The sequence below is a fragment of the Psychrobacter sp. APC 3426 genome, assembly GCF_030408035.1.
In the GTDB taxonomy this organism is placed as follows: domain Bacteria; phylum Pseudomonadota; class Gammaproteobacteria; order Pseudomonadales; family Moraxellaceae; genus Psychrobacter.
In genome coordinates this window covers 72,750-95,222 of record NZ_JASDCF010000011.1, presented here as the reverse complement: position 1 = coordinate 95,222, position 22,473 = coordinate 72,750, and the positions used below count along the sequence as shown (strand labels likewise).

General features: G+C 42.6%; 19 protein-coding genes. 7 read left to right on the top strand and 12 right to left on the bottom strand.

The window, feature by feature from the left end; genetic code table 11:
• Both QL919_RS07745 and QL919_RS07740 read left to right on the top strand, forming a co-directional pair.
• The coding region (locus QL919_RS07745; protein WP_290188977.1) for an IS1 family transposase at positions 1-271 on the top strand (271 nt) is incomplete at its 5' end.
• Positions 272-326: 55 nt separating this feature from the next.
• Complete coding sequence (locus tag QL919_RS07740) at positions 327-1,262, top strand: hypothetical protein (protein ID WP_290188976.1); 936 nt, start codon at positions 327-329, stop codon at positions 1,260-1,262.
• 215 nt (positions 1,263-1,477) lie between these two features.
• Here QL919_RS07740 and QL919_RS07735 read toward each other — a convergent pair whose 3' ends face one another.
• The 8 genes from QL919_RS07735 to erpA form a co-directional block, all read right to left on the bottom strand.
• Positions 1,478-2,653 (bottom strand): type III PLP-dependent enzyme, encoded by a 1,176-nt coding sequence (locus tag QL919_RS07735; RefSeq protein ID WP_290188982.1) that lies wholly within the window; start codon positions 2,651-2,653, stop codon positions 1,478-1,480.
• A 172-nt stretch (positions 2,654-2,825) separates the two neighbouring features.
• The gene (gene def, locus QL919_RS07730; RefSeq protein WP_290188975.1) at positions 2,826-3,380 is read right to left on the bottom strand and encodes a peptide deformylase; all 555 of its coding nucleotides are present in this window, start codon (positions 3,378-3,380) and stop codon (positions 2,826-2,828) included.
• A gap of 360 nt (positions 3,381-3,740) precedes the next feature.
• Complete coding sequence (locus tag QL919_RS07725) at positions 3,741-3,995, bottom strand: GlsB/YeaQ/YmgE family stress response membrane protein (protein WP_290188974.1); 255 nt, start codon at positions 3,993-3,995, stop codon at positions 3,741-3,743.
• Positions 3,996-4,444: 449 nt separating this feature from the next.
• A complete protein-coding gene (gene mpl / locus QL919_RS07720; RefSeq protein ID WP_290188973.1) occupies positions 4,445-5,932 on the bottom strand; it encodes a UDP-N-acetylmuramate:L-alanyl-gamma-D-glutamyl-meso-diaminopimelate ligase in 1,488 nt (495 codons plus the stop codon).
• A 319-nt stretch (positions 5,933-6,251) separates the two neighbouring features.
• Positions 6,252-6,896, bottom strand: a complete 645-nt coding sequence (locus QL919_RS07715; protein ID WP_290188972.1) for a copper resistance protein NlpE N-terminal domain-containing protein — start codon at positions 6,894-6,896, stop codon at positions 6,252-6,254.
• 591 nt (positions 6,897-7,487) lie between these two features.
• Entirely contained in the window at positions 7,488-8,012 is a 525-nt protein-coding gene (locus QL919_RS07710) for a disulfide bond formation protein B (RefSeq protein ID WP_290188971.1), read from the bottom strand.
• Between the two features lie 69 nt (positions 8,013-8,081).
• Positions 8,082-9,656, bottom strand: coding sequence for a glutamate--cysteine ligase (gshA, locus tag QL919_RS07705; protein ID WP_290188970.1), 1,575 nt, complete (start codon positions 9,654-9,656; stop codon positions 8,082-8,084).
• A gap of 429 nt (positions 9,657-10,085) precedes the next feature.
• Positions 10,086-10,466 (bottom strand): iron-sulfur cluster insertion protein ErpA, encoded by a 381-nt coding sequence (gene erpA, locus QL919_RS07700; RefSeq protein ID WP_290188969.1) that lies wholly within the window; start codon positions 10,464-10,466, stop codon positions 10,086-10,088.
• 423 nt (positions 10,467-10,889) lie between these two features.
• Between erpA and QL919_RS07695 the strand changes: the two genes are divergently transcribed.
• Complete coding sequence (locus QL919_RS07695; protein WP_290188968.1) at positions 10,890-12,914, top strand: ATP-binding cassette domain-containing protein; 2,025 nt, start codon at positions 10,890-10,892, stop codon at positions 12,912-12,914.
• Positions 12,915-13,034: 120 nt separating this feature from the next.
• Here QL919_RS07695 and QL919_RS07690 read toward each other — a convergent pair whose 3' ends face one another.
• Positions 13,035-13,397 carry a septal ring lytic transglycosylase RlpA family protein gene (locus tag QL919_RS07690; RefSeq protein WP_290188967.1) on the bottom strand — a complete coding sequence of 121 codons (363 nt, stop codon included), beginning with the start codon at positions 13,395-13,397 and terminating at the stop codon, positions 13,035-13,037.
• A gap of 605 nt (positions 13,398-14,002) precedes the next feature.
• Here QL919_RS07690 and QL919_RS07685 point away from each other — a divergent pair.
• From QL919_RS07685 to QL919_RS07670, 4 genes are all read left to right on the top strand, one after another.
• Positions 14,003-14,494, top strand: coding sequence for a DUF3015 family protein (locus tag QL919_RS07685; protein WP_075101339.1), 492 nt, complete (start codon positions 14,003-14,005; stop codon positions 14,492-14,494).
• 209 nt (positions 14,495-14,703) lie between these two features.
• Positions 14,704-16,674, top strand: coding sequence for a DUF4105 domain-containing protein (locus tag QL919_RS07680; RefSeq protein ID WP_290188966.1), 1,971 nt, complete (start codon positions 14,704-14,706; stop codon positions 16,672-16,674).
• Positions 16,675-16,783: 109 nt separating this feature from the next.
• Positions 16,784-17,800, top strand: a complete 1,017-nt coding sequence (locus QL919_RS07675) for a DnaJ C-terminal domain-containing protein (RefSeq protein ID WP_290188965.1) — start codon at positions 16,784-16,786, stop codon at positions 17,798-17,800.
• A gap of 61 nt (positions 17,801-17,861) precedes the next feature.
• Positions 17,862-18,185 (top strand): chaperone modulator CbpM, encoded by a 324-nt coding sequence (locus QL919_RS07670; RefSeq protein ID WP_290188964.1) that lies wholly within the window; start codon positions 17,862-17,864, stop codon positions 18,183-18,185.
• A 102-nt stretch (positions 18,186-18,287) separates the two neighbouring features.
• Here the strand turns inward: QL919_RS07670 and sstT are convergent, their stop codons facing one another.
• The 3 genes from sstT to QL919_RS07655 form a co-directional block, all read right to left on the bottom strand.
• Positions 18,288-19,490: a serine/threonine transporter SstT gene (gene sstT / locus QL919_RS07665; RefSeq protein ID WP_290188963.1), complete on the bottom strand. Its 1,203-nt coding sequence runs from the start codon at positions 19,488-19,490 to the stop codon at positions 18,288-18,290.
• Positions 19,491-19,812: 322 nt separating this feature from the next.
• Positions 19,813-20,295 carry a DNA polymerase III subunit chi gene (locus QL919_RS07660; RefSeq protein ID WP_290188962.1) on the bottom strand — a complete coding sequence of 161 codons (483 nt, stop codon included), beginning with the start codon at positions 20,293-20,295 and terminating at the stop codon, positions 19,813-19,815.
• A 7-nt stretch (positions 20,296-20,302) separates the two neighbouring features.
• Positions 20,303-21,964 carry a leucyl aminopeptidase gene (locus QL919_RS07655; protein WP_290188961.1) on the bottom strand — a complete coding sequence of 554 codons (1,662 nt, stop codon included), beginning with the start codon at positions 21,962-21,964 and terminating at the stop codon, positions 20,303-20,305.
• Positions 21,965-22,473: the final 509 nt, after the last annotated feature.

Genomic DNA, 22,473 nt, shown 5'->3' with positions numbered 1-22,473 from the left:
GGCTAAGAAGTTAAGAGCACGTTTAAAGCAGCTTACAGTCAGCTATGGCTCGATTAGCATGGACAACTGGGACAGTTTTATAACCGCCTTTAAAAGTGATAACAAACGAATTGGCAAACAGCATACGATAGGGATTGAAGGCAATAACTGCCGTCTTAGACACCGATTGCGTCGGGCGGTTAGAAAGACTTGTTGCTTCTCAAAAAAGCTTGATAATCACTTTAAAGTATTCGATCTGGTGTTCTTTTATGTCAATTATGGCTACGTCTGATGCCAGCATACTTTTTAGAACACCACCATAGTGTTTAATCTGCTAGAGGTCAACGATGAATAAGGGTAGCGAAAATCTAATAGCGCGTTTTGGTCGGGCAGTGGCTATACTTAACATGGTTAAAAATATAAAAACTGCCAAAACCATAAGTTGTACACGCCAGATAGCATTTGCGCTAAGTTTGATCGCGGTGCCGGTAGTTGTACAAGCCGCTGCTTATCAAACCTATGTGATTCATACGTATGGCGGTGAGGCGTTATTACCGGCCGTTCGTCAGCAGTTAAATGCCAGTCGCGATGGCGGCACGGTCTCAACTTATCAGGATAAATTAGTAGTACATACCACTGCTGCTAATTATCAAGCCGTGCAACAACTACTGGGCCAGATTGATCGTCAGCCTCAGGCATTGACCATTGCTGTGCGTGTGGGTAATAGTCGTCAGTCTCAAGATGATATCCAGCAAGGTCAGATCATTATCACCAATCGCGGTATTCAGGGCACAGGTATCATCAACCAGCGTAATAGCCAACAGCAAGGCAGTAATTTATATCAGGTACAAACGCTGTCTGGCAGTGCCGCGAGCATTAGCACTGGAACGCTGTATTCACTGAATCAGGCTCATGTTGCTAATCGCTATCCAAATTATAATCGCCCGTCGGGACAGATTGTTATCCAACAGCAAGTATTGCTGCCAACGACTCAAGGTATTGCTGTCACGCCAAGGCTATTGCCAAATGGGCAAATAGAAGTAACATTAAGCCAAGTAGAAGAGCAGCTCTTGCGCGCTAATCCTTCTAATAATCGCTATGGTTATAACCAAAATAATAGCGTGCAAGGACAAAGATTAAATAGCACCGTTGTCGTGCCACGCGGGCAGTGGGTCGATATTGGACAACTCTCGCAGAATAAGCAAACCCAACAGTCAGGTTACGGCAGTAATCGTATTATTACTAGCAGCAATAGTGTCCCTATTTCAATACGGGTACAGTAGGCAGTCCTTATTATCCCTACCTTGTTGGGTATATTGAAATATAGTCAGAGCACTTTTAAACCGCTACGGTGTTATCCGCCCTAGACGTACTTAGTGTACTATCTGCGGTCGGTCGCCTTGTAGCGATTTTCAAATTCCTTGACTATAGACATAAAAAAGCGCGACACTGCTTATCACAGTACCGCGCTTTCTCATTGATGATAATCTATCAGGAATTAATCAATATAAACCACTTCTAACGGTGGAAAACCATTGAACTCGACCGATGAATACGAGTTGGTATACGCGCCCGTGGTTAACCAATAGATTTTATCGCCAATCTCTAGCTCTTCTGGTAACTGGTAACCGGCTTCTTCATACATGATATCAGTTGAATCACAAGTCGGACCTGCCAACACCACCGTGCCTTCACTTTTCGATATTTCCATTTTCGGCGTATAAACAGGATATTTAATTGCTTCACCCAAGGTTTCAATTAAGCCTTGGAACAAGCCCACATCAGTATAGACCCAACGTGTCAAATCAGTGTGTGATTTTCGGGAGATGAGCACCACGTCACTGACCAATACACCGGAGCCACCAACCAATGAACGACCAGGCTCAAGAATAATTTCAGGCATCTCATCTTCATTGTAATCATCGGTCAGATAACGGGCAATCTCTTCAGCATAGACCTTAATCGGATTGACCTCACTGATATAATTGGTTGGGAAACCGCCACCCAGATTAATCATTTGTAGCTTAATACCTTCTTCATTTTTCATCCAGTCAAACATATATTTGACCTTGGCCAGTGCATCATCCCAAGCTGCGACATCCTTTTGCTGACTGCCTACATGGAATGAGATGCCATAAGGCACCAAACCCAAATCACGTGCTTGAATCAACAGGTCAATCGCCATATTAGGATGGCAACCAAATTTACGTGATAGTGGCCATTCAGCGGTTTCCGAGCCTTGTACCAAAATACGAACGAATACCTTAGAGCCAGGGGCATGTTTGGCGATATTTTTTAGGTCAGCTTCTGAGTCGGTTGCATACAAGTCGATACCTTTTTCAAAAGCATATTTCACATGCTCTGCTTTTTTGATGGTGTTGCCATAAGAGATACGCGATGGCTCAACGCCACAATCCAATACGCGATCAAGTTCATAGATTGAAGCACAGTCAAAGTTTGAGCCAAGATTGGCCAATAAGTTAATGACTTCAACAGCAGGGCTAGCCTTCATTGCATAATGCAACTTTGCATTTGGAAACAGGCTTACCATCTCATGGTATTTCGTTTCAATACGACTCAGATCGACCACCAAAAATGGTGTTTCACGACCTTCTGCAGCTTTGGTGAATTTCTGCCAAGCGGCAGGGTCAAAATATTGGTCAATTTTGATCATCGTCATATTAAGAAACCTTTGATAAACATAGTATTTGCTAAGGGAGAGGAGCCGTCTTTGGGTGAGGGCAGAGTAGGTAGACTACAACAATCGTGTTGTCGTTAAATATTTTAAGAGCATGCTTAAGTGCTTTAAAAGCATATTAACGACACAATGATTGTCTGAGGTAAAATTAAGCGTTGGTGGTCTGCGGTTGTTTTTCAGCAGATTGGTCACCTTGTTTTTCGCGTATCTTTAGCACTTTTTTGACTTTATCACGTGCACGCGTTTGTTTGAGGCGAGACAGGTAATCAACGAATATCACCCCATTTAAATGATCCATTTCGTGCTGGATACAGACAGCGAGCAGGCCTTCTACTTCTTCATCAATCTTATCACCGTTCTCATCCAAAGCCTCGATACGTACTTTGGTCGGACGCTCAACCTTGTCATAAACATCAGGGACTGATAGGCAACCTTCTTCATATGGTTGTTTTTCTTCTACCAGTGGCGTCACTTTGGGATTAATAAATACCCTCGGCGCATTCTTATCTTCCGATAAATCCATAACAATAAGCTGAATATGACGGTCTACTTGGCTGGCTGCAAGCCCAATACCTTGGGCATCATACATTGTCTCAATCATATCAGCGATTAAGGTTTTGATTTCAGCAGTCACTTCCTTGACAGGCTTGGCGATGGTACGCAAGCGCGGGTCTGGGTAGTTTAAGATAGGGAGTAATGCCATAAAGCTCACCTCAATGATAAGGATAAAATAGGGTTGGTATTATAAGATAAATGGGGACAAAAGTAATGCTTATCAATACTTTCCCAAAATTATCACATATAGTCAAAATATCCTAAAAACGCTAGGGTATTGCTGATATCAATTTTTTGTAGCCTCTGTCTGCGCAGGCACAGCAAGCAAGGAAAATTGATATCAGCGGCGCCTGATGTATCGATATTATTTTTCACTGAATATTTCTACTCTCTCATAGATTGGTTAAAACAGGTTATATATTACCGCACAAAAAAAGGCCTCACTTATCGCAAGGCCTTTCCAAACTCTCTAATATGATACGTCATTTAACTTATATTATAAGCTGTCTTACACGCGACGCTTATTGACGATCATCTCATATAAGAACAGTAAGATAATCGCACCAATTACTGAGAAAATCAGACCAGTAAAGCCGCCATCAGCGTCAATGCCAATTAAGCCTGCGAGAAATCCGCCTAGCAATGCACCAACAATACCAAGTACGATGGTCATAATCCAACCCATAGGGTCACTGCCTGGCTTAATAGCACGTGCCAATAGACCTGCGACCAAACCTACGATAATCATCCAAATAAAGCTCATTTTGTTCTCCTAATTTATTATCATTTATAATGTGTTACGAATTTTGATAAAGCCATTGTAAACATTCCGCAAACTTAAAAGTAAGCACAAAATGTTACTAGTGTAGGGGCTATGTTAGAAAAAACAGCCAATTGCTATTACACAGAGGAGATAGGTAAACGAAAGGTTACAAAGGTAGCAAAGTCGCTAACAAGCTCGATTAACAGCGATTGGTTATCTTTTAGAATCGTCTTAAAAATCTAGCTTAGACAAGCACTTTAAAATCATATCTTAAAAAGGAATGTTCGAAAGCTGACTATTAAAAGTAGGTCATGAATAGCTCAGCATAAATGGTTGAACATGAATTTATGGATATAAAAAAAGCGTAGCCATCGATAACGATACTACGCTTTTTACTAGAATTTGTTGAAAACTCTGTTTTACCTGATATTCGAATCTATATCGCCATACTATTTGTCGTTCAAAGCAGTCAGTAGGCGCTGATGGATACCTTCAAAACCACCATTGGACATGATGATAATGGCATCGCCAGATTGTGAATTGGCACTGATATGCTCAATAATCGCCTCAATGCTAGAGAGTACTTGTTGGTTGCCGATAGTGTCATCTGTCGCCTTGGCCTGATCAATGACTTCTTTTAGCCCCCATTCTAGCCCAGTAGGTTCATACCATAGCGTATAGTCAGCCAGTGCTGCAGACTGAGCGAGGCTATCTTGGTGAATGCCCATTTTCATGGTGTTGCTACGTGGTTCGATAATCGCCCAAATGCGCCTGTCAGACAGTTTCTTTTTGGCACCATCCAAGGTGGTGGTAATGGCAGTGGGGTGGTGAGCGAAGTCATCAAAAACTAAAATGTCATTCACATCGCCGATAAGCTCCATACGACGCTTAATACCAGCAAAAGCTGATAATGCTGCACAGGCAGTGGAGATACTGACGCCGACATCGTAAGCAGCAGCCACAGCAACCAAGGCATTATTAACGTTATGAATGCCACTCATCGACCAGTCTACCACCGCTGTCGTATCTTCTTTATCGTGGGCAAACACAACTTTAAACTGACTACCATCTGCACTGATGAGCTCAGCTTGCCAATCGCTGCTGCTTCTTAGGCTGCTGTCTTCTGCATTGACACCGTTCACAGCAGAGTCGAGAACCGCTGTACGCCAGATAGGCGTCCACACGCCCTTTGCTAAGGTATCTTCTAAACTGATGGTCGCGGCTGGCATGATGATTTTGCCGGTACTTGGAATCATGCGCACCATATGATGGAACTGCGTCTGAATGGCGTTGAGGTCAGCAAAAATATCGGCATGATCAAATTCAAGGTTGTTCAAAATAGCAGTGCGCGGGCGATAATGTACAAACTTTGAACGCTTGTCAAAAAATGCAGAATCGTATTCATCGGCTTCAATGACGAAGTAACCGGTTTGTTTGTCATCACTACTCTGCTCTGCCCCCAAGTAACTGCTATGAGCAAAAACGTGCTGCAAATGTTCGTCAGTGGTGTCCACCAATGGTACACCACCGATTAAAAACCCAGCATCAATACCAGCGTAATGCAATATCCAAGCGAGCATCGTGGTGGTGGTGGTCTTCCCGTGAGTACCAGCCACCGCGATAACATGACGCGACTGCAATACTTGCTCAGACAAAAATTGTGGGCCTGAGGTATAGCGCAGACCTGTATCTAGCATGTATTCGATGACATCCATGCCACGTTTCATCGCATTACCAACGACGACCAAATCTGGCGCTGGCTGCAAATGCTCTACCAGATAGCCTTCTTCAATCGTGACGCCAGCATTTTCAAGTTGGGTAGACATCGGCGGGTAAACATTGGCATCTGAGCCAGTGACTGTATGCCCAAGTGCCCGAGCAAGCAGCGCCAGCGAGCCCATAAAAGTACCACAAATACCAAGAATATGAATATGCATAGACGTTCCGTACGAGCTTGAAAAAAAGGGGTTAGGGTGTGATATCCGCGGACACGATTTACTACCATTGTAGATATCGCTGTGTGCTACAGGCTATATTTTATGCGCTAGGTTTTATATAACATTAGACAGTCTTAGTCAACAATCAGTGCGGCAGACAAGCGCTCATTGTAAAGTAAACGCCGTTCGATGACCAATAAAAAACGCCTAGCAAGCAGGCGTTATTTTTACTACAGGGTTTCTTATTAATCAGCAATAACTGTTTCTATAAGGATGGCTAAACCTTTAAAAGCTAATACTCTCTAAAAGAAAAAAGTGCTTATTTACGCGAAAGGGTGTAGTCGTGATCAGGCTTCTTGTCATCATCCATCAAGATAAGGTGATTGTCCTGAATATGATATGACTCAATGTGCTTTTTTTCGTAGACTATCGTAATCGTATTGTTGTCCTGACGATAAACACCAGATTCTAGCAGCGGCTCTTGTGGCCGTTCAGGTTTGTTATAAATACTGGTTTTTAGCACTGAGCCATCTGCAAATAGGTTTAAGGTGACATCAATACTGTCACAAGAGACACAAGGCACCATACCGCCATAATCACCCATCAAAGTGGCCTGCATCGAACTGATATTGTTCGACTCTGAGCTGACAGGTAATTGATGGGTATGCCCATCATTGCTTGATTGAGCCGCTGCGATGAGCGACTGACCTTCTGGTACTTCTAGTTCATCATCGGCGCTTGACCGACTGTCCATACCATCTTGTGAGCCATCTGGACTGGCTTGTAACTCAGCATGTTCGACACTATCGACAGGGGTCACTTTAGTACTGATGTCTTTGTTGGTATTAGAGGAGGCGCTGTCACAACCAACCAGCAGTACACAAAGTGGTATCGCTAATGCAGGACGAATAAAGCGTCTGACGGCATGGAGGGTACTAGAGCTAAGAGGCGCAAGATATATCATGGTCACACCAAAAACAGTATTTAAATAGTATTGCTAAAGATTACCTCTGTTATCGGCAACTTGATGCTATCGACATCGAAAGGTAATTGAAAAACGGCACAAGCGATCGTAAAAATTATGATTAGAGTGTCATTTTTGTATTTTAGGACTGAAAGTAAAGATTTGTGCTGAGCAGCTTGTGGCATGTAAATGCCAAATATCTAAAGCAGGTTTGCTTATTAAAAAAGCAATAAGATAGTTCAAGATATCAAAGGTTAGGAATATCTCTGTGGGCTTTTTGTTATCGATAGTCATTATCACTGGTCAATGTGATGACTAATGGCATTAATAATAGTTCTAATGACGAAACGTGAATCTTGCGTTGATAGCTGGTTTTAATAGAAGGTGATTTAGAGGGGGGAGTGAGAAAGGTAATCGCTCATAAAGCTTGATAGTATTGCTATAGGGCGACCGTAATCTAAAAAGACACCGATAAATAGCCAGTTGATTATTTATCAATGTCTTTTTAAGCGAAAGCAGGTCATATGAACACGTAAAATTTATCTATTACAAAGCGTGGGTAGCGCGCCTTTATTAAAAGTCGCACTCTGATTAAGCTAAGCGCTTAGTAGTGGGACGCACAATACGCCATAAAATTAGTCCATGAACGACCAATAATATGCTAAAGAGAATCAAGGACTGCTCAGGGATGCTGAGTCCCATAAATGTCCAATCGATAGAGGCACACTCGCCAGAGCCTGAAAAGACTTCTTTGAATACTTGTAAAATAGGTAAGGTATCCAACCAATAGTCTAGACCTGGACCACATGACGGCACTTGATCGGCAGGCAAATGCTGTAGCCAAACATGACGCGCTGCTACCGCTGTCGCCCAGCCGATACCTGCCAAGCTACCGAGCCATAATATCAATCGTACACCGACTGATTTTGGGTGGAACAAGGCGGCTACCAGTGCAAATGCGCCCATTATCATCAAGCCAATACGTTGAAAGATACAGAGAGGGCAAGGTGTAAAGCCCATATGGCGCTGTAAAAAGAATAACGCAAAACTCATGCCAATTACGGCCATTATGACTAAAAATACTTGTAGATTGCGGTAAGTGGTGAACTGTAGCATCGGGCAGTTACTCTTATAGAATAGTCATCTATATATGTTAAGTGGTAGTCAAAGTTTAGTCATCAAAACTTAGCGATATTGCTGCAAAAATTCCATAAAGTCTTCTGTCTCAGCTTCTTCAATCTCGGCTTGTTGCAAGATGGATTTTTCCGCCAACACTTCATACTTCGCTTGGGTATTTGGATTCAGCGTCTGCTGTAATAGCGATTCGCGATGCTGCTGCGCCAAGGTAAAGCCAAGCTGCCATAAGCTACCCAGTCGTTTACTATCAGAGTTTACTTGTGCTGAAATGGTTGACTCAGAGTGTCCAGCCTTACCTTGCATCAAGGCGACCGCTGCACGGTAGTCATTGCCACCATAATGAGCATCGAGTAATGCTGCAAGGGGCTGCATACGATCTAAGTGCACCAGCATCCAGCTCTCGAGCGATTGCTCTTCGCCATTGTTGATGATGTGCAAGCCCTCACGGCGACCTTCGTTTACCACGCGCTCTAGATTGATAGCCAGCGCGTCCTCTTCCTCAGGGAGCAAGTCAGGTGATTCACTTAACAGACAATACAGCGCCATGACCTCTAAGAAACAGGCGCTAGAAAGTCGAATACCGACATCACTATAAGGGTCAAGGTCGATGGCACGGAACTCAACATAGGCGATACCGCGACGCTCAAGCGCTTCCGTTGGCGTCTCACCGCTCATGGCGATTTGTTTTGGACGAATAGGGCTGTAGTATTCGTTTTCTATTTGTAGGATATGATTGTTAATCTGAATAGGGTTGCCATCAGCATCATCTAAGCCAAGCCTCTCAAAGCTTTCGTGCGGTGTTTGAATCGCACGGCGTAAACCCTTGATGTATTCAGGTAGGTTGTTATAACGGATATCGAGTTGCTCTTGCACACTGTTAGTATAGCCAAGCTTGCCCATACGTAGGCTGGTGGCGGCAGGTCTATAGTAAGTTGAGTCGTTTAGCAGCTCTAAATCATGCTCACGACCTGCTACAAAGCAGGGACAAACACTTGGGCTGGCACCCAATAGATAAAGTACCAAGCTGGTCAAGCGCTTAAAGTTACGGATAAGACCCAGATATTTTTCGTTCTTAAATTCTGTCAGCGTTTGGCTTTGCGCAGTTGGCGTCTCTGCCTGCCACGCTTCAAATAAGTTGTCACCGAATGATAGGTTGTAATGCAAGCCAGCAATGGTCTGCATACGGCGACCATAACGAATACCAAGACCACTACGGTATAAGGTTTTTAGTTTACCGGTATTGGAGCTGCCATAATCAGCCAACGGGATATCTTCATCTTTAGAAGACAGCATACATGGCATCGATAACGGCCACATCAACTCACCTTCAGGCATGCCTTGATAGACCAGCAAGTGTAGCTGGCGCAGCATGTTTAACGTTTCTTTCGGAGAGGTTTTGGGATCAGTGATGAGCTCAAGCAGGCTTTCTGAATAATCCGTGGTGATAAATGGATGGGTGAGCTTTGAACCAAGTTTGGTTGGGTGCGGTGTTTGTGCCAAAAAACCATCAGGCTTAACGCGCAGTCCTTCTTTTTCGATACCGCGAAGCATACCCGCTAAAAGCTGACTGTCAAACCAATTTGGGATTTCAAAGTTTACAAAGCTGCTCACAGAATTACTCATAATAGTCATCTATTGTTATTTATTATGGCAGATCAAAACGCAACTGGCGTTTGACCATAAAAGAGGTAAATATTAGATTAAGAATGCCGTCAGTTTAGCTCAAAGCTGCCATGAAAACCACGGACAATTACAAATACGATAAGCTTTACATAAGGCTGGTTTTACCAAATTTGACGGTAAAAGTGGCTAGAAAATAGCAGGTAAAATCTAAAAAAATTGCCGCTATTTATACTTGTTTGTCTGTCTTTTCTCATTGAATAGGCGGTGCATCATTCGATACTTTATCCAACTCAATCATACCGAGACACTGAAGATAAAGTTTTAGAATAAAAAGCACCTAACGATAAGATAGGTGCCTTGGTAAAAAGCCATTTAAAAAAAGTTAAGCTAAACAGTCAATATCAATACAGTCGTTTAGAAAGAAGTCGTTTAGATAGAAAACGATGAGCCACAGCCACAAGAAGTGGTGGCGTTAGGGTTTTCCACCACAAAACGCGCGCCTTCTAACCCTTCGATATAATCAACGGTAGAGCCTTGTAAGTACTGATAGCTGAGTGAGTCAATGACCAAAGTGACATCACCATTATCAAAGTTGGCATCGTCTTCGTTTAAGTCGCTGTCAAATCTAAATCCGTAAGAAAACCCTGAGCAGCCGCCACCAGTCACATAGACACGTAGCATAAGCTCATTGTCACCTTCTTCTTTACGTAGGCGACGTACTTTTTGTGCGGCACTGTCAGTTAAGCTTAAGGCCGTTGGATCTACTGGCTGGCTTGAGCTGGGGCTAAATTGGTTGGCTGAATCGTTCATATCTACCTCAGTTGCTAGGATCAAATGCTGTCGTCCTGTTTAGGTTTGCAGTTAAATAGTTGCAAATAAAGATACGCACGGCGTTTGATTCAATGGGATGCTGTCATTATGGCGATGCTATTGATGTGGCTAATGTAGCATTATAAATAGTATAGGGGTGCCGTCAAAATTATTTGGTTGACTACTGGCACTTATGTTATCGCAGTATATCATAATGGGGGTAGCGTTTAGTTTGTCAAGAGTGACTCTATATTGCCAATCAAACCCCAAGCCAATTCGTATAATAAATGCTTGGTTTTAAAATAGTTATTTAATCGTTTGCCTATCGGCTAGGCGTTTGAAATAATAGCCGCCAGCTAACATGCCAGATGTGTGTTTATTATTGCCTTATATTTTATATTACTGTTGAGATGAAGAAATTATATGATCGAATTTAAAGACGTTGGTGTTCGCCGTGATGGTCGTGAATTGTTTGCAGGGGCAAGCTTTCAGCTACATCCGGGCCATAAAGTTGGCTTGACGGGCAACAACGGCACAGGCAAATCTACCTTGTTTGCCTTATTACTCACGCAAATGGGCAAAGGCGATACCGAAGTCACGCTTGATAAAGGGGAGGTGAGCATCCCTGATAGCTGGCAAGTCGCCCATATGGCGCAGGAAGTGGGTGCCAGTACGCAGACGGCAATTGATTATGTATTGAGTGGTGATGAGCAGTGGTATGAGATTAATGCGGCGTTAAATGATTTAAGTAGCGTCAGTGATGAGCAGATTGGTGTCTTGCATCAGCAGTTTGATGAAATCGATGGCTATCGTACGCCGACTAAAGCGGCACAAATTATGGCGGGATTGGGCTTTAATACCAATCAACATGAACTGCCCGTAGAAGGGTTCTCCGGTGGTTGGCGTATGCGTTTAAACCTTGCCAAGACCTTGATGAGCCGTGCGGATTTAATGCTACTTGATGAGCCAACCAACCATTTGGATTTGGATGCTATTCTTTGGCTTGAAACTTGGATTAATGCTTTTACTGGTCTAGTGATTGTCATCTCGCATGATCAGGCATTTTTAGATGCGACCGTCGGTCATATCTTGCATGTGGAGCAACAAAAAATCACCCTTTATACGGGTAATTATCAACAGTTTATTCGTACTCGTCATGAACGTATGGCGCAGCAGCAGCAAGCATTTGAGAAGCAGGAAGCGACCAAGGCGCACTTGGACGACTTTATTCGCCGCTTCCGTGCTAAGGCAAGTAAAGCCAAGCAGGCGCAGAGCCGTATTAAGCAGCTTGAACGTATGGCGGAGCTATCGCCGATGATGGCGGACAATCCTTTTTCGTTCCGCTTTTATGAGCCAGCAAACATGAGCTCACCGTTGATTGAGCTGACCAAAGCAGATATTGGCTATACCGATACACCTCTACTATATAACGCTAACGTGCAAGTGACCCCTGATACGCGTCTGGGTTTACTAGGTATGAATGGCGCGGGTAAATCAACACTTATTAAAGCATTGGTCGGCGAGCTTGGTATTTTGACAGGCAGCTACCGTGTTTCTGACACCTTAAAACTCGGCTATTTTAACCAGCATCAGATGGATGCATTGGATGCTGCTGCAACGCCTTTGGAGATGTTACGTCGATTAGCAGGCAAGACCTCTGACGCAGAATTGCGCTCATTTCTTGGCAGCTTTGACTTCCGCGGTGACCGTATTGACACCCCAAGTGAGTTGTTCTCTGGTGGTGAGCGCGCGCGTTTGACGTTGGCTTTGATTGTCTGGCAACGTCCGAATGTTCTTGTGCTTGATGAGCCAACCAACCATTTAGACTTACAGATGCGCCAAGCGTTGACCATCGCCTTGCAAGGGTTTCAAGGGGCAGTGGTGCTGGTCTCGCATGATCGCGAGCTGATTGCCAACGTCTGTGATGAGCTGTATCTGGTGCATGATGGTCAAATCGATGAGTTCGATGGTGATATCGGCGACTATGGTAAGTGGCTGGCGGAAAAGCGCAAACAAGAGAATGCGCCAGATAAGAATACTGGTAAGAAAAAAAGTAAAAAAGAAAGTAAGAAGTTTGTTTCACGTGAAACAAAGGACAGCCAAGTTAATAGCAATAAAGCCTCTACTGCGCCATCAAACAACAAAGCTGCTCAGCCTGCGCTTAGTAAAGAAGAGCAGCGCAAAATGGCTGCTGAACAACGCAAGCTAACAGCACCGATTCGCCGTGATATTGAAAATACAGAAAAAGCACTGGCTAAGATTGATGAGCAGTTAATTACGTTAGAAGAAAAACTCGCCGACACCACTCTTTATGAAGAGAGCCGTAAAGCTGATTTATTAAAATTGTTAGATGAGCAAAGTGCGCTGCAACAGCAGCATAGCGACAATGAAGAAAAGCTGTTGCTAGCGATGACGACGCTAGAAGAAGTGGAAGGCAGTTTTCAATAGATGGCTTTAGCGAATGTGATGCGGTTTTTCAATTAAAGCTATGGTTGAATCAAATCTGTTATTTACTTCAAGTAGCAAGTATAAAAAAAGGAGAGCATTGGCTCTCCCTTTTTCATTACATTATTGTCTACGGTATTTACCATCGCCATAAGAAAGTACTTTCATGGTCGTGGTACAAAGTTGACAGTTTATTTTACCAGCAGCGCCTTTAGATAAATCAAGAATACGGCCTTTTATAAAAGGTCCTCTATCCGTGATTTTCACGATTACACTCTGCTTTGTCTTTTTGTTAGTCACCTCTACTTCAGAACCAAACGGTAACGTTTTATGTGCAGCGGTCATAGCATTCATATTAAAAATGCTACCACTAGCGGTGCGTTTGCCGTGAAACTTACTACCATAGTAGCTGGTATTGCCAGCAAAAACGGTGGTAGTCAGCAGTAGTGATAACGTGACAACTAGAGACTTGATCAAATAAGACATTTAATACCTATATGTAATTTATAAGATAGACAGATACTCTTGCCTATGTTATCCATGCTCCCTATGAGCTTGAATAATATGGGTATTTTACAATAAAGAGCTTACTTCGTCCTTACGGTTCTGTAAAAAACGCATGAGTTCAAATCACGGTTTCTACACGATAGGAATTATTTGAATAATTAAAAATAAAATGATGGTTTTCATGGCCAATGCTGTAGACATTGATATATATGGCGAGGGCTGTGAAACTTCTTTATTAGGTTAAATGAATAGATGAATTGTCTTAGAAGTAGGATACAGTCATCAAGTCAAAGATGGTTAGTAGGAGTGCTTGGTTAAATATAGAAATTGGTTCTCTATCTATTAGGTAATAGAAGGCAGCCCATACATTGAAAGGGTTAACGCTATATATTTAATAATTTTAATATTAAAAAAAGTAAATTAAAGTAATTTTTGAATTAATGTAAAAAAATCTTGCTATATTCTTACAATTTTGTAAGATGTGCAAGGTCAAACATTATTTCAGAATATTTGAATGGATATTCAGAATGATTTTGATTAGAAGTTTTGATAATTTATCTTTTATAACCCTTTGAGGAAGTTTTATGTTGAAAAAAATTGCGATTGCTTCAGTTGTTGCTGCTATGATTCCATTTAGCGCAGCTAATGCCGATCTTGGTTCTAAATTTAAAACGGCAGAAACTGGTCGCACTATCGAGCAGATTTATAAGCAGTGTGGTATTGGTGGCGCTTTGTTTGGTAATTCTAGCCCTATCTTAGCTATTATCTCTAACGTGACTTGGGATTTAGGTACTACGGCTGCTACTTCTGACTCTATGTCTCCTGAAACTTGCCAAGGTGGTAACGTTAGAGCTGCGGTTTTGATTAAAGAAGCCTTCCCAAGTGTTGAAAAAGATCTAGCTTCAGGCCAAGGTGCTCATTTATCAGCATTACAAAGCGTTGCTAACTGTGATTCAGCCGCTAGTGTACGTGCACAGTATGGTCAATATGCACAGACTTCTGCATATCGCACTGCAACCCAAGATCAAAATGCAGAAGCGCTATTCAGCATCGTTAAAACAAGCTGTGCTATCTAAAGCTTGTCAGTTTTAAGTTTTGAGTCATCGGTTTAATTATTAAGCTTTTGACTGTTTAATGATAAAAACACGTAAACCTAGTGCTTACGTGTTTTTTATTGCTTATGTGTTTATGGTGCTAATAAAAAATGCAAAAAATACTTTTGTGCGTAGCTTGTTTTGCTGTATCTACTGTCTGTGCTGCTGAACCCTACGTAATGAATTCGGTAATGGATTCAATAGTAGTTGAAGGAAAAGACAATAGTGTTCCTACTCACGATGGGAATGTTGATAATAATGAGACTTTTGAACCACGCGTGCTTGCTAACGGACGGGATATTTCATTAGCGAAAGAGCAAGGCATGCAACTGCCTAGTGATAAAACTATCATTGAAAAAAAACGAAAATCCAGTAAAGACACAGCTACCACTTCTGCCAAGCTAAAAGCATTATCTAAGCACTCTCAATGGCAACATTTACTATTTTACAAAAATGGCAAAGCTGAAGTTATTTCACCAGATTTTTATTTAACCAATCCAAAACCACGTTCAAAACGCAATTTTGATTCTTATGCAGAACTGATGGCAACGATAGAGCAGGCAAGTAATGAGAGCGTCGTTTGTAAGTATCCAGCCAGATATTTATGGCTCAGTCACCATTTACCTCAATTAAATATTAATCTAAAAGATTGCCCACAGCTGCCAGATCCCAATCAAGAGATAAGCCTAATCTTAGTCAGCAATTACTTAAAAAATCCAGCCTCTTCGTTCGGTCACGTATTGGTAAAGACCAGTATGACTGTAGACGCTGAAGACAGTACGAACAAAGAAGTCAAAGCGCTTTCAAGCGAGGATTTGCTTAATAACTCATATAATTTTGGCGCGCGTATTCCAGCCAATGAGAACGGAGCAATGTACGCTATTAAAGGGCTCTTTGGACTCTACGATGCTGGATTTTCGGAGACGGAATTTTTTAAACAAGATGCCGTGTACTCCAAAAACGAGCAACGAGATATGTGGGAATATGTGCTAAATCTTGAAGCATTTGAAACGCAATTACTGAACTACCATTTATACGAAGCAAAATCCGCTCGATTTGATTATTACTTCATCAAACAAAACTGTGGTTATCGTTCAGGAGAGATACTAGAGCTGATAAGCGATATAAAAACGACTGAGCGCATAGGCCCTTGGTACGCGCCAGATTATATATTTGATCAGTTATTAGAGCATGATAGTGGCACAGAATCGTTAGTAGCCTCGGTACGTTACCTACCTTCTGAGCAAACGCAGTTGCGAGAGAAGTTTGTACAACTATCAAAGCCAATACAAAATATTGTTAATGAAGTCATTCGTACAGAAATTACCGCACCGCTTGCCATGCTGAATACCGATGACAGAGCACTTGCGCTTGATTTTCTAATCTTACATCGCACTTATAAAATATCAAAAGACAATACTCCAGAGCAGCTAGCGTTTAAAAATGAATTATTGAGTCAACGTTTTGGGCTACCAGCCAGTAATGGTTTGGCTAAGCTGGCTGTACCTAATAAAGCGTCACCCGCATTGAGTAACAAAACCACGCAAACCAAAGTAATTTTATCTCATGAGCGTGCGCAGGTGGGGCTATCACTATTTGTGAAAGATCCTCTCAACGCTTACACTGATATTGATAAACGGTTTGAAGCAGTACAAGCCTCTTTAGGTTATGATTTTGATGATAGCAAATGGACGCTGACAGACTTTGTCTTTTTAGACATGCAGCAGATCGAAAACTTGAGACAACCGTTATCAGGCGAACCCAAATTGTCTTGGCAACTAAAAACAGGCGCGCGCACAGACTTGTTTACTGGTAGCAACCACAGTCCTTATGCGCAAGCTGGCATGGGAGCAGGCGCAAAATTTGGCAAGTACATGCTTGGCTATGGTATGTTAAACGTGACAGTCCACGATCAAGATCGACATGCAGATATAGGGGTTGAATTTGGTTTGCGCGCTAAGCGTGACAAACAAAGTGCTGAGTTGTCTTATATTGCTTCTAAACGAGAAGGACGTGCATCCATTGGCCTCACCAAATTGACATTACGGCAACAGTTGTCAAAGAACAATGATGCCAGAATCATAGTGACGCACGCTAATAATGATGCTTTAAGCGATTCAGATAATACAAATGCTAGTGTCGCTTGGCATCATTACTGGTAAAACGTTAATAGTTGTGTTCGCAGGCGAGAAAATGAAATACTGACTCAGTATCCCCATATTATGCGTTAAGTAAATGATAAGTAATAAATACTATAAGAAGGAAAACAACATGGCAGAGAAAAATTACTATGACATTTTAGGGGTCAAAAAAGACGCCTCAGACGCTGATATCAAGAAAAAGTACCGTAAACTCGTTCGTCAATTTCATCCTGATGTGAGTGACGATCCGGACGCTGACAACAAGATTGCTGAGATTAATAACGCCTATGAAACGCTTAGAGATAAAGACAAGCGTGCCGAATATGATGCCATGCTAAATAATCCATTCGCTGGACAAAGTGGTGCTGGTGGTTTTGGTGGACAGTCTGCTGGCGCTGGGCAGGGTGGTTTCCGCTGGGAAGATATTAAAGATCAGTTTGGTGATGGTGAAGCATTTGGCGGTGGTGGGTTTCGTTTCGATGATATATTTTCGGCGTTTGGTCGTGGCGCTCGTGGCTCGGCTGGTGGGCAATCAAGCGGGGCGCAGGGCGGATTTGACCAGTTCGGTGGTGGTTTTGGCGCACAAGATAGTAAAGGTCAAGATCAACATGCCGAGATTACTGTCGATTTGGCGTCGGTATATAGCGGTGACGACTATAGTATTAAATTAAACGTTCCTGTCCGTCAGCCTAATGGTAGCGTAGATTATGAGAATAAAACCCTTAAGATTAAAATTCCAAAAGGTATCACTGATGGCAAGCAAATTCGCCTAGCAGGGCAAGGTGCTGCTGGTGGTGGTAGCGGTAAAAATGGCGATTTATTTTTAAAGGTGAAAATCAGTCACGCATCTAATATCCGTATCGAAGGGGCAGATGTTTATCAAACGGTCAATATAGCACCGTGGGAAGCGGCATTGGGTGAAAAAATCAACGTCAGTACGCCAGCAGGTACACTTGGTGTGACAATTCCTAAGAACAGCAGATCTGGTAGCAACTTGCGCCTAAAAGGTAAGGGTATCCCTGCTAAGCAAGCGGGTGATTTGTATTTAACCTTAAATATCGTCAACCCTGATATTAGTAGCGAGACTGCAACCCAAGCTTATGAGCAATTAAAGCAAGCGTTTGCCGGTACCTCAATCAGCCGTTGATAGAGAGATAGGATGCTCAATTGAAGACGATGAAAATAAAGAGATAACGAGGATGATAATTATGAAACACTCGCCCGAATTAAACGATATTGTATTGAGCTTAGATGAGCTAGTGTCTGCCTGTGGTCAAGACCATCAATGGGTACTGGCATTGATTGAAGAAAACATCATTGAGTATGATGTACCAGAGCATCAGCAATTTACCGGCTATCAGCTGACAACGGTACGCCGCGCCTCACGTCTGAGTCGTGACTTTGAAGCCAGTGTGCCGGCGATTGGTTTGATACTTGAGCTGCTAGATGAGGTGGAGCAATTACGCCAGTTAAAACGTCAATTAGACCTGCAAGCACCGGTGATTGAAGTGGATATTGAACATTTAAAATAGTCAGTTTGATATTAAAAAGTAGACATACAAAAAGGGCCTCAATGATGAATTGGGCCCTTTTTTGTTTGTGAATCTTAGTTTATAAATCTGAATATCTATCAATTAACGCGAATATTTAGGATCAGCTGCTGCGGTAAATAGTACGTCAGTTGAAGAGTTTAGTGCTGTTTCTGCAGAGTCTTGAATGACACCAATGATAAAGCCAATCGCAACCACTTGCATGGCAATGTCATTTGGAATACTAAATAAACTAGCAGCCAATGGAATCAATAGTAAAGAGCCACCAGCGACACCAGATGCGCCGCAAGCACTGATTGTTGCAACGAGACTTAGTAGCAGTGCTGAAGCAAAAGTTACTTCGATACCTAGAGTATGAGCAGCTGCTAGCGTTAAGACGTTGATGGTAATCGCCGCGCCTGCCATGTTAATGGTCGCACCCAGTGGGATAGTCACTGAATAAGTATCTTCATGCAGACCCAATTTACGGGCAAGGTTCATGTTCACAGGAATGTTAGCGGCCGAACTACGAGTAAAGAATGCTGTAATCCCTGACTCACGCAGGCAAGTAAACACCAGTGGATAAGGGTTTTTGCCAGTTTTAACAAGGACGATAATAGGGTTGGCGACTAAAGCGATAAATAGCATACAACCGACTAGCACCATTAGGATACGCGCATATCCTGCTAAAGAAGCAAATCCCGTCGCAGCGACCGTGTTGGCAACCAAACCTAAGATACCAAATGGTGCGAGAGCAATGACCCACTTCACGACTTGCGAGATGGCATCAGCAAAATCGCCAACAACGGTACGGGCAGTGTCGCTGGCTTGACGCAAGGCAAAGCCGATGATAATTGCCCAGGCTAAGATACCGATATAGTTGGCTTCAGCGATAGCGTTGACAGGGTTTGCAACCAGATTCATGAGTAGATTGGTCAATACTTCTTTGAGGTTGGCAGGTGGAACTTGCTCAATATTGGCATTTATTAAGACCAATTCGGTCGGGAATAAAAAGCTGGCGCCCACTGCCGTCAGTGCGGCCAAAAAAGTGCCGAACATATACATGATAAGCACAGGCTTAACGTAGACTTCATTACCACTGCGATGTTGGCTAATCGCTGCCATGACTAAAATAAATACCAATATCGGAGCAACGGCTTTTAGCGCACCTACAAATAGCGTACCCAATAGTCCTAAAGCAATACCGACATTTGGTGCCAGCCAGCCAATCAGCACCCCTAATATTAAACCAATAATAATGAGCGGCACCAGCCCTATACGCTGGTACATCGCAATCAATGAACGCATTTGTACACCCTCGAGTAGTCAGTCAGAAGTAAATTAATGATAAAAGTAGAAAACCAATCGGAGGATGGTAGCATTTTTTCAGATATTCGCATACCAGTCATACTGGAGCGGGTAGATATCAAAGTAAAAGAGAGCAAATGAAAACAGAGGAAAAGGTGACAATATAACAATGAGTATGAAATTCGCAGACAAGTATAGGCAATGGCAAGTGTGTAAAAACTGGCCTATCTATAAGGTCTAGTAGATGAAGAGGTGAGAAAAAAGAAGGATTAAAGAGGATGAAAGCAGCAAAACATCAAAGTTTTTAGGCAAAAGAAGAAAACTATACTTTAAAGTGGGTTAACTCATAGCCTAACTGCTGGTAGTGCTTGTATTTATTACGGCCTTCTTGAACGCTAGTAGCATCAGGTTTTATCAGCTCAAGGACGCGAGTAGGGTGAGCATTGCTGGTCGCTGCCATAAAGTCATTGACCGGATGTATGGTGGTATTAAGGACGATACCGTTAAAACCTGCTGGCATATAGGTGCTAAGCAATACTGGTGCTAAAGGATTGTTAATGGCATCTGTAGCAATATCAGCATCTTTAATATCAGTATCATTGTTGGATAGGCATTGATGCGGTATGAAACTGGTGGCAACTTGTGCCCATAGCGCCTCATCAAGCGTCGACAGTAACGCCTCATCTTCAATAAGAATCAGCAACGACTGCGTGCTTTTATTAAGCGCCGTTTGGGTCAACTGACAAATAAAGCCCAAGAAATCTTGGGCTTTACTCTCACTTAAAACATAAAAACTGATTTTCATAAATCGATTAAGCCATGTTTGCGCTGTTTTTTAAGTATTGCATAAATAATGGCACAGGGCGACCAGTTGCCGCTTTATCTTTACCTGAATTCCACGCCGTGCCAGCAATGTCTAAGTGCGCCCATGCTTGACCTTCTTCAACGAAGCGCGACAAGAAGCATGCAGCAGTCACTGCACCGCCACCTTTGCCACCGATGTTTTGCATATCAGCGATAGGTGAGTCGAGCTGTTGTTGATACTCATCATCTAACGGCATATGCCAAACGAGATCACCCGATAGGTTACTGGCGTTCTCTAAGTCGAATAACACGTCTTCGTCATTACTAAACACAGCTGAACGTACGTGACCTAATGCAACCACGCAAGCACCAGTCAATGTCGCCACATCGATGATGGCTTTTGGATTATAGCGTTGTACGTAGCATAAAGTGTCGGCCAATACTAAACGACCTTCGGCATCAGTGTTTAAAATTTCAACTGACTTGCCGTTCATGGCTTTAACGATATCACCAGGGCGAGTTGCATCACCTGATGGCATGTTTTCTGCGCAAGCGAGAGCGCCAACAACGTTGATTGGTAGGCGCGCTTCACAAAGCGCTTTCATCGTACCGAGTACTGCTGCTGAACCACCCATATCAAACTTCATCTCATCCATCGCCGCACCTGGCTTGATTGAGATACCACCTGAGTCAAAGGTTACCCCTTTACCGACCAATACGATAGGGGCGTCATCATGGTCAGCTTGCGCATTGTCATTGCTTTCGTCAGCATTTTTAGCCGATTTCTTAGTAGGCAGTTTGGTCGGTAGTTTATCAGCCAATGCTTTTAAACCGCCAGCGACTTTTGCACTGCTGGTTGCTTGTTTGCTAGCATCTGCACTGAAATTGGATTTGCCGCGATACTCCATCAGTACCAACTTGCCTTCTTTGGTAGAGCCTTGCGCCACCGATAAGAAGCAATTCATGCCTAGCGCTGACATCTGGTCTTCACCAAGCACTGTCACTTTCAATAGGTCAGGATAGGTCTTTGCAAGCGCTTCAGCTTGTTCTGCCATATATGCTGGAAAGCAGATGTTGCCTGGCTCATTGGCCACGTCACGGGTCAAGCTTTGACCAGTAAATACCGCCTGTGCAAACTCTAGCGCCGGCTGTAGTGACTCATCAGCGACCAGATAGATATCGTTAAGTACCGGCGTGGTCTGCTCAGACTTATACTTATCAAAACGATAGCTCGCTGCCAACAAATTAAGAGCGAATTGACCAAATTGATTTTCTTCTAACGCATCACCCAACGCAACAGTGATAGATGCCACACGCTTTTGTGTGCTGCTATAAATGGTCTTAGCAATTTTTTGCAATACAGTATTGCTCAGTTTGTCAGTATCGCCAACACCGACTAAAAGTAGCTGAACAGGGTTTTGCTTGGTGGTTTTTTTATCACCTGCTAGGGCGTAATCAGCAACGGTTTCGCAAGCTTTGCCCTTAAAATGCGACACCTCAATCAATTGCTCAATACGTGCGCTGTAGTCAGCTAACGCAGATTCGGCAAGGATGTTTTTCTTGTCATCCACTAAAACAACCAGGCAAGCCTCATCTTTACTCTTGGCTTCTTTTTTAAGTATTTTTTGTGTATGAGTTTTTGGTAGGTGTTGAGATAATTTAATATTCATATAGTTATCCTTATTAGAATGGTGAGATTAAAATCGTAAATCAGATATTTAGTTGATAGTAGCAATGAGATATATAGCTAAAGCAGATATTGCACGCATGACTGAGTATCACTCATTCTATATTGGTGTACCATTCACCCAAAGTGATTGACATAGAATAGAATAACAAAGCCATGAAGCTATAATGCCCAACGTATTAGAATTTAGAGTTATTAACGTATTGGGCTATCGTTGTAGTGTAGCATATCAGGTAATCGGCGTGCTGTCGGCAAGGGTTAGGTAATGTTTTCGTATACATTTGCTGCGTAATCTTACCAAGTATGATTGCCAGTTTTAAGTATGGGTGATAAATATCCTAGAAAAATCAAAACCTTCATAAATCTACAAATATATCGCTCAAAAAGTCAATATTTCTTATTACTTTTATCAATATATACGCAAGCCAATAGAGAGCCTTATAATCGACTACTAATGCGCAGTTAGCAAGGGTTAGGTAATGTTTTAGCACA

Excerpts from the sequence above, each read along its gene's own strand:
- QL919_RS07740 (WP_290188976.1), top strand. The coding sequence starts at position 327 with ATGAATAAGGGTAGCGAAAATCTAATAGCGCGTTTTGGTCGGGCAGTG.
- QL919_RS07735 (WP_290188982.1), bottom strand. The coding sequence starts at position 2,653 with ATGATCAAAATTGACCAATATTTTGACCCTGCCGCTTGGCAGAAATTC.
- def (WP_290188975.1), bottom strand. The coding sequence starts at position 3,380 with ATGGCATTACTCCCTATCTTAAACTACCCAGACCCGCGCTTGCGTACC.
- QL919_RS07725 (WP_290188974.1), bottom strand. The coding sequence starts at position 3,995 with ATGAGCTTTATTTGGATGATTATCGTAGGTTTGGTCGCAGGTCTATTG.
- mpl (WP_290188973.1), bottom strand. The coding sequence starts at position 5,932 with ATGCATATTCATATTCTTGGTATTTGTGGTACTTTTATGGGCTCGCTG.
- QL919_RS07715 (WP_290188972.1), bottom strand. The coding sequence starts at position 6,896 with ATGATATATCTTGCGCCTCTTAGCTCTAGTACCCTCCATGCCGTCAGA.
- QL919_RS07710 (WP_290188971.1), bottom strand. The coding sequence starts at position 8,012 with ATGCTACAGTTCACCACTTACCGCAATCTACAAGTATTTTTAGTCATA.
- gshA (WP_290188970.1), bottom strand. The coding sequence starts at position 9,656 with ATGAGTAATTCTGTGAGCAGCTTTGTAAACTTTGAAATCCCAAATTGG.
- erpA (WP_290188969.1), bottom strand. The coding sequence starts at position 10,466 with ATGAACGATTCAGCCAACCAATTTAGCCCCAGCTCAAGCCAGCCAGTA.
- QL919_RS07695 (WP_290188968.1), top strand. The coding sequence starts at position 10,890 with ATGATCGAATTTAAAGACGTTGGTGTTCGCCGTGATGGTCGTGAATTG.
- QL919_RS07690 (WP_290188967.1), bottom strand. The coding sequence starts at position 13,397 with ATGTCTTATTTGATCAAGTCTCTAGTTGTCACGTTATCACTACTGCTG.
- QL919_RS07685 (WP_075101339.1), top strand. The coding sequence starts at position 14,003 with ATGTTGAAAAAAATTGCGATTGCTTCAGTTGTTGCTGCTATGATTCCA.
- QL919_RS07680 (WP_290188966.1), top strand. The coding sequence starts at position 14,704 with ATGGATTCAATAGTAGTTGAAGGAAAAGACAATAGTGTTCCTACTCAC.
- QL919_RS07675 (WP_290188965.1), top strand. The coding sequence starts at position 16,784 with ATGGCAGAGAAAAATTACTATGACATTTTAGGGGTCAAAAAAGACGCC.
- QL919_RS07670 (WP_290188964.1), top strand. The coding sequence starts at position 17,862 with ATGAAACACTCGCCCGAATTAAACGATATTGTATTGAGCTTAGATGAG.
- sstT (WP_290188963.1), bottom strand. The coding sequence starts at position 19,490 with ATGCGTTCATTGATTGCGATGTACCAGCGTATAGGGCTGGTGCCGCTC.
- QL919_RS07660 (WP_290188962.1), bottom strand. The coding sequence starts at position 20,295 with ATGAAAATCAGTTTTTATGTTTTAAGTGAGAGTAAAGCCCAAGATTTC.
- QL919_RS07655 (WP_290188961.1), bottom strand. The coding sequence starts at position 21,964 with ATGAATATTAAATTATCTCAACACCTACCAAAAACTCATACACAAAAA.